The organism is Streptomyces sp. NRRL S-455 (assembly GCF_000717875.1).
Lineage (GTDB): Bacteria > Actinomycetota > Actinomycetes > Streptomycetales > Streptomycetaceae > Streptomyces.
Window position 1 is genome coordinate 22,115 of sequence record NZ_JOCT01000027.1, and the last position, 14,234, is coordinate 36,348.

Genomic DNA, 14,234 nt, shown 5'->3' on the forward strand with positions numbered 1-14,234 from the left:
TTCTCCGGTGGTTCCCCCTGTCGTCCCGCGGTGCGTTTCCGGCAACGCGGACCCCTTGACACGCCGATAGGCGGCGGGCACATTGAGTTGCGCAACCTGAACCATGTTGCGCACCAGGCAACTGGATCGCTTCAACGTCGGAGGTGCGGCGATGGCGGGACCCCGGGTGGTCATCATCGGAGCGGGCGTCGTGGGGGCGGCGCTCGCCGACGAGATCTCCGCGCGCGGCTGGACCGAGGTGACCGTGGTCGACCAGGGCCCGCTGCCCGCCACCGGGGGATCGTCGTCGCACGCCCCGGGGCTGGTCTTCCAGACCAACCCCTCCAAGACCATGACCGAGATGGCCCGTTACACCGTCGAGAAGTTCTGCTCGCTCGACGTCGACGGGCAGCCCTGCTTCCTCCAGGTGGGCGGCCTGGAGGTGGCGACCACCCCGGAACGCGTCGCCGAACTGCGGCGGCGCCACGGCTGGCTCACCTCCTGGGGCATCGAGGCGCGGCTGCTGAACACCGGGGAGTGCGTCGCACAGCACCCGCTCGTCAACCCGGACAGGGTCCTCGCCGGCCTCCTCGTACCGACGGACGGCATCGCGAAGGCCGTCCTCGCCGTCGAGGCGCAGATCCGCCGGGCCACCGAGCGCGGCGTCCGCTTCCTCCCCCGGCACGAAGTGCTCGACGTCCAGCGGTCCCAGGGCGAGGTGACCGGCGTCCTCACCGATCACGGCGAGATCCCCGCCGACATCGTCGTGTGCTGCGCCGGCATCTGGGGTCCGAGGATCGCCCGCATGGCCGGCATGAACCTCCCGCTCACACCGCTCGCCCACCAGCTCGCCTGGACCGGCCCGGTACCCGCCCTCGCGGGCCAGACGGAGGAGGCGGTCCGCCCGATCCTGCGCCACCAGGACGCCGACCTCTACTACCGCGACCGCTTCGACGGCCTGGGCATCGGCTCCTACGGCCACCGCCCGATGCCGGTCTCCGCCGACGACATCCTCTCCGTGGACGAGGCCGAGGAGATGCCCTCCGTCCTGAAGTTCACCGAGGAGGACTTCGAGGAGGCCTGGAGCGAGACCCGGTCGCTGCTTCCCGCGACGAAGGACACCAAGGTCGAGGAGGGCATCAACGGCCTGTTCTCCTTCACCACCGACGGCCTGCCGCTGCTCGGCGAATCCCCGGACGTCAAGGGCTTCTGGGTCGCCGAAGCCGTCTGGGTCACACACTCCGCGGGTGTCGGCCGGGCCATGGCCGAGTGGCTGGTCGACGGCCACTGCTCCTCGTTCGACCTGCACGAATGCGACGTCAACCGCTTTGAACCGCACCAGCTCTCGCCGGAGTACGTCCTGGCCCGCGGCTGCCGGAACTTCGTCGAGGTCTACGACATCCTCCACCCCCTCCAGCCGTCGGGCGCACCGCGCCCGATCCGCACCAGCCCGTTCCACCCCCGCCAGCAGGAGCTGGGCGCCTTCTTCCTGGAGGCGAACGGCTGGGAGCGGCCCCAGTGGTACGAGGCCAACGCGGGCCTGGTCGAAGGCCGTTCCATCGTCACCCCCAACGACTGGGCCGCGCGGTACTGGTCGCCCATCGTCGCCGCGGAGGCCCAGACCACCCGCGAGACCGTCGCCCTGTACGACATGACGGCCCTCAAGCGGCTCGAGGTCAGCGGGCGCGGTGCCGGCGATTTCCTGGAGCGGCTGTGCACCGGCAAGGTCGCCAAGTCCGTCGGCTCCGTGACGTACACGCTGCTCCTCGACCACGACGGGGGCATCCGCAGCGACATCACCGTCGCCCGGATCGCTCCCGACCTCTTCCAGGTCGGCGCCAACGGCAATCTGGACCTCGACTGGTTCACCCGCCACCTCCCTGCCGACGGCACCGTCCAGGTCCGCGACATCACCCCCGGCACCTGCTGCGTCGGCCTGTGGGGTCCGCGCGCCCGCGAGGTCCTCCAGCCGCTCACCGACGCCGACTTCTCGGCGACCGGCCTGAAGTACTTCCGCGCCCAACGCGCCCACATCGGCTCCGTGCCCGTCACCGCGATGCGTCTGTCGTACGTCGGCGAGCTCGGCTGGGAGCTGTACACCACCGCCGACCTGGGCCTGAAGCTGTGGGACACGCTGTGGCGGGCGGCCGAGCCGCTGGGCGGCATCGTGGCCGGGCGGGGCGCGTTCAACAGTCTCCGGCTGGAGAAGGGATACCGGTCGTTCGGCACGGACATGACCTATGAGCACGACCCCTTCGAGGCGGGGGTGGGGTTCGCCGTGAAGCTCGACAAGGACGACTTCGTCGGGAAGGCGGCGTTGGAGCGGCGCAAGGCCGATCCGCGGCGCAGGCTGACCTGTCTGACCATCGACGACCCGAGGGCGGTCGTGATGGGCAAGGAGCCGGTGTACGACGGTGACCGTGCGGTCGGTTACGTCACCAGCGCCGCGTACGGATACACGATCGGCAAGGGCATCGCCTACGCGTGGCTGCCGGTGGAGCTGACCGCTCCCGGGACGGTCGTGCACATCGGCTACTTCGGTCAGCGCGTCGAGGCCGTCGTGGCTGAGGAGCCGTTGTTCGATCCGGCGATGTCCCGGCTCCGTGGCTGAGTTTCCGCCGGCGGCTCCGTCGGGGCTGGTCGCACGTCGTGAACCGGCCAGGCCGGCTGCCGAGCCGTGGGCGACTGCCCACCTCATCGTCGCCCTCCCGCTGGAACCGGACGCGGCCACCCTGCGCACCCGCACGAAGCCCCTGGCCGGCAACCCCCCGCTCCACCCCCACCTGTCCGAGGACGGAGACGCCCCATGACCCCCCGCACCCCCGGCGCCGAGCTCCCCGAACACCCCGACCGGCTGTGGCGCAACCCCGAGCCGAAGCGCTCCTACGACGTCGTCATCGTGGGCGGCGGCGGCCACGGCCTGGCCACCGCCCACTACCTGGCGAAGAACCACGGCATCACCGACGTCGCCGTGCTGGAGAAGGGCTGGCTGGCGGGCGGCAACATGGCCCGCAACACCACGATCATCCGTTCCAACTACCTCTGGGACGAGAGCGCCGCCATCTACGAGCACGCCCTCAGACTCTGGGAGGGCCTGGCGGACGAGCTCGACTACCCGATCCTCTTCTCCCAGCGCGGCGTACTGAACCTCGCCCACAGCCTCCAGGACGTCCGCGACAGCGTGCGTCGCGTCGAGGCCAACCGTCTCAACGGCGTGGACGCCGAGTGGCTCGACGCGGAAGGGGTCAAGGACGTCTGCCCGATCGTCAACATCTCCCCGGACGTGCGTTACCCCGTCCTGGGCGCCACCTACCAGCCGCGCGCCGGCATCGCCAAGCATGACCACGTGGCATGGGGCCTGGCCCGCTCCGCCGACGCCGCCGGCATCGACATCATCCAGAACTGCGAGGTCACCGGCGTCGACGTGACCGGCGGCCGGGTCGTCGGAGTCCAGACCACCCGGGGCCCGATCGCGGCGGGCAAGGTCGCGCTCTGCTCGGCGGGCCACACCTCGGTCCTGGCGGCCATGGCGGGCATCGAAATCCCCGTCCAGAGCCACCCCCTGCAGGCGCTCGTGTCGGAGCTGCTGGAACCGGTGCACCCGACGGTCGTCATGTCCAACGCCGTCCACGTGTACGTCAGCCAGGCCCACAAGGGCGAGCTGGTGATGGGCGCGGGCATCGACCCGTACAACTCCTACACCCAGCGCGGCGCCTTCCACATCATCGAGGAGCAGATGTCGGCGGCGCTGGAACTCTTCCCGGTCTTCGCCCGCGCCCATGTGCTGCGCACCTGGGGCGGCATCGTCGACGTCAGCCCCGACGCCTCACCGATCGTCGGCCTCAGCCCGGTGGACGACCTCTACCTCAACTGCGGCTGGGGGACCGGTGGTTTCAAGGCCACCCCGGGCGTCGGCTGGGTCTACGCCCACACCATCGCCCACGGCACACCGCATCCGCTGAACGCCCCCTTCTCGCTCGACCGTTTCACCACCGGCGCGCTCGTCGACGAGCACGGCGCGGCCGCGGTGGCCCACTAGGACCACTAGGGAGCCGACCCATGCTGCTGATCCCCTGCCCGTGGTGCGGGCCCCGCGACGAGGCCGAGTTCCACTACGGCGGCCAGGCCCACGTGGCATACCCGGCGGACCCGTCCTCCCTCACCGACGAGGAGTGGGCCCGCTATCTCTTCTTCCGCGACAATCCGAGGGGTCCCTTCGCGGAGCGCTGGAGCCACGCCGCGGGCTGCCGCCGCTGGTTCAACGCCGTACGGGACACGTCGACGAACGAGATCCTGACGGTGTACCGGGCGGGGGAGGAGCGCCCGGAGACGGTGGAGCCGCGTCCGGTCACATGCCGGCCGAGTCCGGCACCACCAGCCCGTCCGGCGATCGAGGACGAGGCCGTCCAGGCCGATTCGGGGGCCTGGGGGCAGAGCCCCCAGCGGGGCCCGGGGGCAGAGTCCCTGGTGTCGGGAGGGGGCGGGGCAGGGGAGAACAACCAGCCGTTCCGCCACCCCACCCGCGGCCGGATCCACCGCGACGAGCCGCTGACCTTCACCTTCGACGGCATCGAGTACCAGGGCTACCGAGGCGACACCCTCGCCTCCGCCCTCCTCGCCCACGGTGTCGTCCAGACCGGCACCAGCATCAAACTGGGCCGCCCCCGCGGCATCTTCTCCGCCGGCGCCGAGGAACCCAACGCGGTCGTCCAGATCGAGGAACCGTTCCCCGAACCCATGCTCCCGGCCACCACCGTCGAGCTCTACGACGGCCTCGTCGCGACCGGTCTCCCCGGTCAGGGCCGCCTCGCCACCGAACCGGACCCGGCCCGCTACGACGCCGTGCACACCCACTGCGACCTCCTGGTCGTGGGCGCCGGCCCGGCCGGCCTCGCCGCGGCGGCCGCCGCGGCGAGGACCGGCGCCCGCGTCATCCTCGCCGACGACCAGCCGGACCCGGGCGGCAGCCTCCTCGGCACCGGCGAGCACCTCGACTGGGTGGCCGGGACGACGGCCCACCTCGACGCCGCCCCCGACGTACGCGTGCTGCGCCGCACCACCGTCTTCGGCTACTACGACGACAACCACCTCCTCGCCGTGGAGCGCCGCACCAACCACCTCGGCGCCCAGGCCCCGGAGCGCGTCTCCCGCGAACGCGTCCACCGCATCCGCGCCCGTCGCGTCGTCCTCGCCACCGGCGCCCACGAGCGGTCGTTGGCCTTCGCGGACAACGACCGCCCCGGTGTGATGCTGGCCGCCTCGGCCCGCGCCCACGTCAACCGCCACGGCGTCCTGCCCGGCCGCCACGCGGTCGTCTTCACCACCAACGACAGCGCCTACGCGGCGGCCCTCGACCTCGCCGCCGCCGGCGTGGCCGTCGAGGCCGTCGTCGACACCCGTAGCGAGCCGGGGGAGTGGGCGGAGCGGGCCCGCCAGGCCGGCATCGAGGTGCTGCCGGGGCACGCCGTCACCGCCACGGAGGGCGCTCCCCGTCTCACCGCCGTGACCGTCTCCCCGTACGGTGAGACAGCGGGACGGCGGGAGTTCGCCGCCGACCTGCTCCTGGTCTCCGGCGGCTGGAACCCGGTGGCGCACCTGTTCAGCCAGGCCGGCGGCACGCTCCGCTACGACGAGACGCTCGGCAGCTTCGTTCCCGGCACGTCCCGCCAGGCCGTGGAGGTCGCGGGCGGCGCGAATGGCGTCCTCGACCTGGCCCGGGTCCTCGCGCAGGGGGCGGCCGCGGGCGCCCGCGCGATCGAGGCCGAGGGCTACACCTCCGCCGCGCCCCGCCTGCCGCAGGTGGCCGCGCAACCACACACACCGCCCATGCCGGTCTTCGCCGTTCCGGGCCGGGAAGGCGCCCCGCGCTTCGTCGACCTCCAGCGCGACGTCACCGTCGACGACCTGGCCCGGGCCACCGGTGCCGGCATGCGCTCGGTCGAGCACACCAAGCGCTACACCACGGCCGGCACCGCGGGCGACCAGGGAAAGACCTCCGGTGTCCTGGCCGGCGGTGTCGTCGCCGAACTGCTCGGCGTGGACATCTCGGCGCTCGGCACGACCACGTTCCGGCCCCCCTACACCCCCGTCTCCTTCGCCGCCCTCGCCGGCCGCGACCGCGGCGCGCTGAGCGACCCGGTCCGCACGACCGCCCTGCACGAGTGGCACGACGCGCACGGCGCCCGCTTCGAGAACGTCGGCCAGTGGAAGCGGCCCTGGTACTACCCGCGGGACGGCGAGGACAGGGAGACGGCCGTGCTGCGTGAGTGCGCCGCCGCCCGTGAGGGCGTCGCCTTCATGGACGCCTCCACCCTCGGCAAGATCGACGTCCAGGGCCCGGACGCCGCCGCCTTCCTCGACCTGCTCTACACCAACATGATGAGCACCCTGAAGGTCGGCATGATCCGCTACGGCGTGATGTGCCGCCCGGACGGGATGGTCTTCGACGACGGCACCGTCATCCGCCTCGACCAGGACCGCTTCCTGGTCACCACCACCACGGGCAACGCCGCGGCCGTGCTGGACTGGATGGAGGAGTGGCTCCAGACGGAGTGGCCCGAACTGGGGGTCCACTGCACCTCCGTGACCGAGCAGTGGGCCACCGTCGCCCTGGTCGGCCCGGAGTCCCGCGCGGTCCTCGGCTCACTCGCACCGCGACTCGCCGTCGCCAACGACGACTTCCCGTTCATGGCATGGCGCGACACGACCGTCGCGGGCATCGACGCCCGGGTCTGCCGGATCAGTTTCTCCGGCGAACTCGCCTACGAGATCAACGTGTCACCGTGGGAGGCCCTCGCCCTGTGGGAGGCGCTGTACGAGGCGGGCGCCCCGTACGGCATCACCCCGTACGGCACGGAGACCATGCACGTCCTGCGTGCGGAGAAGGGCTATCCGATCGTCGGCCAGGACACCGACGGCACGGTGACGCCGCAGGACCTCGGCATGAACTGGGTGGTGTCGAAGAAGAAGCGGGACTTCATCGGCAAGCGGTCCCACGCCCGCGCCGACACCGCCCGCCCCGACCGCAAGCACCTCGTCGGGCTGCTCCCGGAGGATCCGGGCGCCCTCCTCCCCGAGGGCACGCACCTGGTGGCCGGCCGTGTGCTGCCCGCGCCGCCCGTCCCGATGCTCGGCCACGTCACGTCCAGCTACCGCAGCGCGGCCCTCGGCCGGACCTTCGCGCTCGCGCTGGTCAAGGGCGGCCGGGACCGCATCGGTGAGCGACTCTACGCCCCCGTCGGCGACCGGCTGGTCCCGGTGACCGTCGCGAGCCCCGTCCTCTACGACCCCGAAGGAGCCCGCCGCGATGGCTGAGACCGCCCTCACCGTCCCGCTCCGCAGCCCGCTGTCGCATGCCGCCGGCCGGCTGGCCACCGCGACCCGCACCTCCGGGGGCGCGATCCGGCTGGCGGAACTCCCCTTCCTGACCCAGCTCAACGTGCGCCTCGACCCCAAGGGAGCGGCGGCGGACGCGGTGGGGTTGGCGCTGGGTCTCCAACTGCCCACCGCACCCTGCACCGTCGTCCGCGCCGGGGAGCTGACCGCGCTGTGGCTCGGCCCCGACGAGTGGCTCGTGGTGGGCCCGCCGGGCGGCCGGCGGGGGCTGGAGAGCCGGATCCGGGAGGCCGCGGGCGACGAGCCCCTGTCCGTCGTCGACGTCTCGGCCCAGCGCACCACGCTCCTCGTCGCGGGCCCCCGCGCCCGCGACCTGCTGGCCCACGGCTGCTCGCTCGATCTGCACCCGCGTGTCTTCGGCCCGGGCCGCTGCGCCCAGACGACCCTGGGCCGCACCCAGATCGTCCTGGTCGCCCGTGACGACCCGAGGGCCGGGTTCTGGGTGCTGGTCCGCTCGTCCTTCGCCGGCTACCTCACGGACTGGCTGCTGGACGCGGCTGTGGAATGGACGGGCTGACGGCGACCGGGGAGGCCGGGCCTCAGCCCGCGTAGCCGAGACGGCGGCTGAGTTCGTTCGCTCCGGCGACCAGCACCTGTGCCAGTTCGCGCAGCCGCTCGTCGGTCAGCCGGAAAGCCGGCCCCGACGCGCTGAGGGCGGCCACGACTTCGCCCTCGCTCGAACGCACCGGAGCGGACAGGGCGTTGAGGCCCTCCTCGTACTCCTCCATCGTGATGGCATAGCCCTGCTCACGGGCCTCGGCCAGGTCTGCCTCCAGTTTCCTCCTGGAGGTCACCGTGCGCGGTGTCATACGGGGCAGGCCTGCCTCGGCGAGGAGCTCGTCGCGCTGCTTGCGGCCGAGGTGGGCCAGGAGGATCTTGCCGCTCGAGGTGCAGTGCAGTGGCGTCTGCCGCCCCACCCAGTTCTGCGCGGCGATGGCCGAGGTACTGCGCACCTGGTAGAGGTTGATCGCGTGGCAGGACTCGAGCACGGCGATGTTCATCGTCTCGCCCACGTCGTCGACGAGACGCTCGCAGATGCCCCGCCCGTGTCTCGTGACGGCGATACGGCCCGTCACGGCGCCGGCCAGGCGCACGACTCCGAAACCGAGCCGGTACTTTCCGCGCTCGCTCTCCTGCTCGACCATCCCGTGCGCTTCCAGCGCGCCGAGCAGCCGGAAAGCGGTGGACTTGTGGACGTCGATCGCCGCGGCCACTTCACTCACGCCCGCCTCGCCGTGCTGGGCGAGGATCTCCAGGACGGAGACAGCACGGTCAACGGACTGCACTCCGCCACTGGGAGCGCCTGCGGACTCAGCGCCGTAGTTGCCCATGGCGAAACTCTAGGCGAAAGGGACAACAGGCGTGAGGGGTGGAGGTCATTTTCCTCAGCGGAAGACGACCGTACGGTTGCCGTTGACCATGATGCGGCTCTGGCTGTGCCACTCCACCGCCCGCGCCAGCACCTGTGCCTCGACGTCGCGCCCCATCGCGACCAGCGTGTCGGGCTTCTGCGCGTGGTTCACCCGGATGACGTCCTGCTCGATGATGGGCCCCTCGTCGAGGTCCGGGGTGACGTAGTGGGCCGTCGCTCCGACGAGCTTGACACCGCGCTCGTGTGCCTGGGCATAGGGGCGGGCGCCCTTGAAGCTCGGCAGGAACGAGTGGTGGATGTTGATCGCCCGGCCTTCGAGCTGCTTGCACAGGTCGTTCGACAGGATCTGCATGTAGCGGGCGAGGACCACCAGGTCGATGTCCAGTGCGTCGACGAGCTCCAGCAGCCGCGCCTCCGCCTCGGGCTTCGTCTCCCGGGTCACCGGTACGTGGTGGAAGGGGATCCCGTAGCTCTCGGCGAGCGGCTCGAAGTCCCGGTGGTTGGAGACGATCGCCGGGACCTCGATGTTCAGCGCGCCGGTACGGCACCGGAAGAGCAGGTCGTTCAGGCAGTGCCCGAACTTCGACACCATGATCAGCGTGCGTGTCGGGGTCGACGCGTCGTACAGCTGCCAGGAGATCCGGTACGCCTCCGCCACCGGTGCGAAGCCGGACTTCAGGTCCTCCAGCGAGGTGCCCGGGTCCGAGACGTCGAAGTGCACCCGCATGAAGAAGCGGTCCTCGAGCCGGTCGTCGAACTGCTGGCTCTCCTGGATGTTCCCGGAGTGGCGGAGCAGGAAGCCGGTGACGGCGTGGACGAGGCCCGAGCGGTCGGGGCACGACAGGGTGAGGACGAACTCGCGGCCGGCTGTGGGTCCAGGAGACACTGAGCCCTCCCTGAGAGGGTGCGCATTACGCAACAACGGGTCTGATGCGCAACATGCTCCTGGCTGTGACGGCCTGTGGTCAAGGTCTTGACAGCGCTTCCGGTGGACTGCACTGTGAGTTGCGTAGCAAGAACGTCGTTGCGCATGAGGCAACCGTCCTGCCCCGTCCGAGGCGCTTCACTTCGAGGTGAACCATGACCACGACCGGCCTGCCGGAGAGCCTGATCGCGACGCTCCCCGGTGACCACTACACGGACCCGGAGATCTTCCGCCTGGAGCAGGAGCGCGTCTTCGAGTCCATGTGGTTCTGCGCGGCACGCTCGTCGGAACTGGAGAAACCGGGTGCCTTCCGGACCGTGGACGTCGGGCGGGAGAGCGTCCTGCTGACCCGGTCGCGGGGCGGCTCCGTGCGGGCCTTCTACAACGTGTGCCGGCACCGGGGCGCGAGGCTCTGCACCCAGGAGTCCGGCGAGGTGAAGCGGGCCTTCCAATGCCCGTACCACGCCTGGACGTACGACCTGGACGGCAGGCTCGTCGCGGCTCCGAACCTCACGAAGATGCCGGACATCGGCCGCACCGAGTACGGCCTGGCGAGCGTGGCGGTACGCGAATGGCTGGGCTACGTGTGGGTGTGCCTGGCAGAGGCCCCGCCGTCGTTCGAGGAGTCGGTGATCGCGGACGTGGTCGCGCGCCTGGGGGACGTGGAGTCCATCGAGCGGTACGACGTCGAGAGCCTGGAGGTCGGCCGCCGGATCGTCTACGACGTCAAGGCCAACTGGAAGCTGATCGTCGAGAACTTCATGGAGTGCTACCACTGCGCGACCATCCACCCCGAACTGACCGAGGTGCTTCCGGAGTTCGCCGACGGCTACGCGGCGCAGTACTACGTGGGACACGGAGCCGAGTTCGGCTCGGACGTCCAGGGCTTCACCGTGGACGGCTCGGCGGGCCTGGACCGCATTCCCGGCGTCACCGAGGAACAGGACCGCCGGTACTACGCGATCACGGTGCGCCCGCAGGTCTTCATCAACCTGGTCCCGGACCATGTGATCTTCCACCGGATGTTCCCGGTGGCGGTCGACCGCACCATCGTGGAGTGCGACTGGCTGTACCTGAAGGGCGTGGTGGCCGACGGCCGGGACGTCAGCCGGTCGGTGGAGCTGTTCGACCGCGTCAACCGGCAGGACTTCGACGCCTGTGAGCGCTGCCAGCCGGCCATGAGTTCCCGGCTGTACGCCAAGGGCGGCGTCCTGGTGCCCAGTGAGCACCACATCGGCGAGTTCCACGCATGGGTCCAGGACCGCCTCGGCACCCAGGCCAACTTCCCGCAGCGCTGAAGGGTTTCCCCGCGCTCTCACCATGTGGAATCACCACCGGGCGTCCTTGACCGGCCGGACTCACGCTTGGTTGGATCGCTGACATGAAGCGACAGGACCTCACGCGACGACGTCACGTCGACCTCGCGCGGGTCTCCAGCTCCTGCTGTCGCTGCCGCATCTGAGCGCAGCGCACCGGAGGGAAACCCTCCCATTTCGCCTTCTGCGCCGCCCCGTTCTCGGAGCCCGGCCTGCGGCGTGATTCTCGACTGCCGGTCCCGGACGCTGATGACGGCCTTTCCCGGGCGCTGCCCCGGCATGCCTGAACTCCGCGCATGCCCGTACCGTCCTGCTCCACCACGAAGAGTCCGAGCCCGTCGCCGCCCACGCCTGACCACGGCCCCCCGACAACAGCCCACCACCGGAAGGCCCCCGCATGCCCACCATCCTGTCCGTATCCGGCAGCCCCTCCGCCACCTCCCGCACCCAGCGACTGCTGCGCCACCTCGACGCCCGGCTCACCGCGCAGGGGCACGAGGTGATCCCGCTGGACGTCCGGACCCTGCCCGCGGAGGCCCTGCTCGGGGCGGACTTCCGGCACCCGGAGATCGTCCGGGCCACCGCCCTGGTGGAGCAGGCCGACGGGGTGGTGATCGGTACTCCCGTCTACAAGGCCGCATACTCAGGACTGCTGAAATCCCTGCTGGACCTGCTCCCGCAGTACGCGCTGGCCGGCAAGACGGTCCTGCCGCTGGCCACCGGAGGATCCACCGCCCACGTCCTGGCCATCGACTACGCCCTGCGTCCCGTGCTGAGCTCCATGGGCGCCACGCACATCGTTCCGGGGTGGTTCACCCTCGACAAGGACATCACGGTGGGCGAAGACGGATCCCTCACCGTCGCGCCCGGCTCGGCCGAGGCCCTGGCCCGGATCACCGACCAGTTCTCGACCGCGCTGGGGGGCCGCCGTACGGCACTGCTGGCGGCCACCGGATGAACCCGCCCCACGTGATCCTCCGGTGACGCCGAGCCCCTCGCCGTCGCCCTGGCCGTCGCTCGTCAGGCGAGCGCCTCTTCGGTGAACTGGTTGGTGTCGAAGAGCTCCTTGATGTGGCCGCCGAGCTCGGACCAGTGCTGCGCGGAAAGTTCGCCGGCGGCGAGGGCGTCGCCGCCGGCGCAGACGTCGACCAGCTGATCGTGGTGCTCGATGGTGTTGCGGCCACCGAGGAGGGTCGAGAACTTCCTTACGGCCAGGCGCACCGCCCGGACAGAAACACCCTCTAGCACGGCCCGGGTGCTTCATCGAGGAAGCCCCCGGACTGGTGCTGCCACAACTTCGCGTAGGCGCCGTCGAGCGCGAGCAGCTCCTGGTGCGTGCCCTGCTCGACGATCCGCCCACGGTCGAGGACGACGAGCTGGTCCATGGTGGCGACCGTGCTCAGCCGGTGCGCCACCACGAGCGCGGTCCGCCCCTCCATCAGCCGCCACAGCGCCTCCTGGACGAGGAGCTCGCTCTCGGAGTCCAGGGCGCTGGTCGCCTCGTCGAGCAGCAGGATCGGCGCGTCGCGCAGGATCGCCCGGGCCAGCGCGACCCGCTGGCGCTGACCGCCCGACAGCTTCACCCCGCGTTCGCCCACCATGGTGTCGAAGCCGTCCGGCAGCGCGTCGGCGAACTCCGTGACGTGGGCGGCCTCCGCCGCGCGCCGGATCTCGGCGTCGGTGGCGTCCGGCCGGGCGAACGCGATGTTGTCCCGCAGGGTGCGGTGGAACATCGCCGGATCCTGCGGCACGTAGGCGATCTGGCTGCGCAGGTCGGCCTGGCGCAGCCGGCTGATGTCCTGGCCGCCGACCAGGATGCGGCCGCCGTCGATGTCCGTCATCCGTAACAGGAGCCGGGTGAGGGACGTCTTGCCGCCGCCGGACCGGCCGACCAGGCCGAGTTTCGTCCCGCTCGGCACGGCCAGGTCGAGCCCCTCGAAAAGCGGCCGGCCACCCCGGTGCGCGAAGGTCACCTTCTCGAAGCGGACGTCGGCGGCCCGGGGCCGCAGCGGCTCCGGTGCCGGCGGGTCGAGCACGGTCGGTGGCGTCAGGAGCAGCTCCGTGAACTGCGCGGCCTCCGTCATCGAGCTCTCCAGCCGACGGTAGATCTGGTTGAACTCGAACATGATCCGCGTCGCGTTGCCGTAGTAGGTGAAGGCGACCACGATCGCCTCCACGCCGTGGCCGCCCGCGCCGAGCGCGACCGCGAGCAGCAGACCCACCGCGTTGGTCAGCACGGACATCGGCGCGACCAGAGTGTCGATGCGGAGGTTGCCGTAGTCCCACGACCTGAGCGTGAGCCGCCGCGACGCCGCCACGCGGGAGCGGTGTTCGGCGGCCTCGCGCTCCTCGGCGGCGAACGCCCGCACCGTGTCCATGTTCATCAGGCTGTCGGCGACGTGGCCCGACACCCGGGCGATCGCCTCCTCACGCAGGTCGACCAGCGCCTGGCGGCGACGGATGAGGGGCACCACCAGCACCGCCGTCAGCGCGATCATCACCAGCAGCCCGACGACCAGCAGGGGCTCGTAGCGCCACAGGACCACCGCCCCGAACGCCAGCGGCACGAAGCTGCCCACGATCTGGAAGGCGAGTGTGTCGACGAACTGCTCGAATCGGGAGGCGAAGCTGAGGACGCGCTTGGTCAGTGAACCGGCGAAGTTGTCGTGGAAGAACGCGGCGTCCTTGGCGAACAGCTCGTCCATCCCGACCACGTACAGATGCTCGATGCCGAGGGCGTCGAGGCGGTTGAGGCAGTGCAGGGCGACGCGCCACAGAGCCTCCGCGAGCAGCAGGACACCCGCGAAGCCGAGGACGTACGGCAGTGTCGAGTCGACCGTCACGTCCCCGTCGCCGGCGATGTCACCGACGAGCTTGGCGACGATGAGCGGCGCCACGTAGTTGATTCCGATGTTGCCCAGCGCCATGAGCAGCATCGCGGGTACCGTCAGCCGGCGGAGCCGGGCCAACTCCCGTCCGTAGTAACGAAGTGCGAGAAGTACCGAGCGCTTGCCCGGCTGAACCCTGCGGATCTCAGGCGTATCCATCCGACCCCTGTGTCGTCCTGTGGCCGCCCACCACGCGCCTGCGCGGGCAGGGGCCGTCGCCGCAACGGATGTGTGGATTTCGGTTCGAGTCCGGAAGTGTCCCGCGACGGCGACCGCGCCGTCCAAGTGTTTTCCGGACGGGTGGTGGTGCGCTGGGGAGCGTGAAGGGGCATGGCGGTGCGGGCTGTCACTACCCCGTG

General features: G+C 70.9%; 12 protein-coding genes. 8 read left to right on the forward strand and 4 right to left on the reverse strand.

Annotated features, from left to right (window positions below; all coding sequences use genetic code 11):
* The first annotated feature begins 151 nt into the window (after positions 1–151).
* From IE97_RS0130330 to IE97_RS0130350, 5 genes are read left to right on the forward strand one after another with little or no spacing between them, the layout of a single operon-like run.
* The gene (locus IE97_RS0130330) at positions 152–2,590 is read left to right on the forward strand and encodes a GcvT family protein (protein ID WP_030247478.1); all 2,439 of its coding nucleotides are present in this window, start codon (positions 152–154) and stop codon (positions 2,588–2,590) included.
* Complete coding sequence (locus tag IE97_RS0130335) at positions 2,583–2,789, forward strand: hypothetical protein (RefSeq protein ID WP_030247479.1); 207 nt, start codon at positions 2,583–2,585, stop codon at positions 2,787–2,789. Before IE97_RS0130330 ends, IE97_RS0130335 begins: the two co-directional genes overlap by 8 nt.
* Positions 2,786–4,018 carry a sarcosine oxidase subunit beta family protein gene (locus IE97_RS0130340; RefSeq protein ID WP_030247482.1) on the forward strand — a complete coding sequence of 411 codons (1,233 nt, stop codon included), beginning with the start codon at positions 2,786–2,788 and terminating at the stop codon, positions 4,016–4,018. Before IE97_RS0130335 ends, IE97_RS0130340 begins: the two co-directional genes overlap by 4 nt.
* 20 nt (positions 4,019–4,038) lie before the next feature.
* Positions 4,039–7,293 (forward strand): sarcosine oxidase subunit delta family protein, encoded by a 3,255-nt coding sequence (locus tag IE97_RS0130345; RefSeq protein ID WP_030247484.1) that lies wholly within the window; start codon positions 4,039–4,041, stop codon positions 7,291–7,293.
* The gene (locus tag IE97_RS0130350; protein WP_030247487.1) at positions 7,286–7,891 is read left to right on the forward strand and encodes a sarcosine oxidase subunit gamma; all 606 of its coding nucleotides are present in this window, start codon (positions 7,286–7,288) and stop codon (positions 7,889–7,891) included. Before IE97_RS0130345 ends, IE97_RS0130350 begins: the two co-directional genes overlap by 8 nt.
* Positions 7,892–7,913: 22 nt before the next feature.
* On the opposite strand, the gene IE97_RS0130355 is transcribed toward IE97_RS0130350, so the two are convergent.
* Complete coding sequence (locus tag IE97_RS0130355) at positions 7,914–8,705, reverse strand: IclR family transcriptional regulator (protein ID WP_051705177.1); 792 nt, start codon at positions 8,703–8,705, stop codon at positions 7,914–7,916.
* 54 nt (positions 8,706–8,759) lie between these two features.
* Complete coding sequence (purU, locus tag IE97_RS0130360) at positions 8,760–9,632, reverse strand: formyltetrahydrofolate deformylase (protein WP_030247491.1); 873 nt, start codon at positions 9,630–9,632, stop codon at positions 8,760–8,762.
* A 194-nt stretch (positions 9,633–9,826) separates the two neighbouring features.
* Between purU and IE97_RS0130365 the strand changes: the two genes are divergently transcribed.
* The 3 genes from IE97_RS0130365 to ssuE all read left to right on the forward strand — a co-directional run bounded on the left by IE97_RS0130365 (position 9,827) and on the right by ssuE (position 11,945).
* Entirely contained in the window at positions 9,827–10,969 is a 1,143-nt protein-coding gene (locus IE97_RS0130365) for an aromatic ring-hydroxylating oxygenase subunit alpha (protein ID WP_030247494.1), read from the forward strand.
* Between the two features lie 83 nt (positions 10,970–11,052).
* Positions 11,053–11,133: a putative leader peptide gene (locus tag IE97_RS43840; protein WP_351187348.1), complete on the forward strand. Its 81-nt coding sequence runs from the start codon at positions 11,053–11,055 to the stop codon at positions 11,131–11,133.
* A 251-nt stretch (positions 11,134–11,384) separates the two neighbouring features.
* Positions 11,385–11,945 carry an NADPH-dependent FMN reductase gene (ssuE, locus tag IE97_RS0130370; RefSeq protein WP_030247495.1) on the forward strand — a complete coding sequence of 187 codons (561 nt, stop codon included), beginning with the start codon at positions 11,385–11,387 and terminating at the stop codon, positions 11,943–11,945.
* A 62-nt stretch (positions 11,946–12,007) separates the two neighbouring features.
* Here ssuE and IE97_RS0130375 read toward each other — a convergent pair whose 3' ends face one another.
* Both IE97_RS0130375 and IE97_RS0130380 read right to left on the reverse strand, forming a co-directional pair.
* Entirely contained in the window at positions 12,008–12,208 is a 201-nt protein-coding gene (locus IE97_RS0130375; protein WP_030247496.1) for a hypothetical protein, read from the reverse strand.
* 20 nt (positions 12,209–12,228) lie between these two features.
* Positions 12,229–14,034: an ABC transporter ATP-binding protein gene (locus IE97_RS0130380; protein ID WP_078603431.1), complete on the reverse strand. Its 1,806-nt coding sequence runs from the start codon at positions 14,032–14,034 to the stop codon at positions 12,229–12,231.
* Positions 14,035–14,234: the final 200 nt, after the last annotated feature.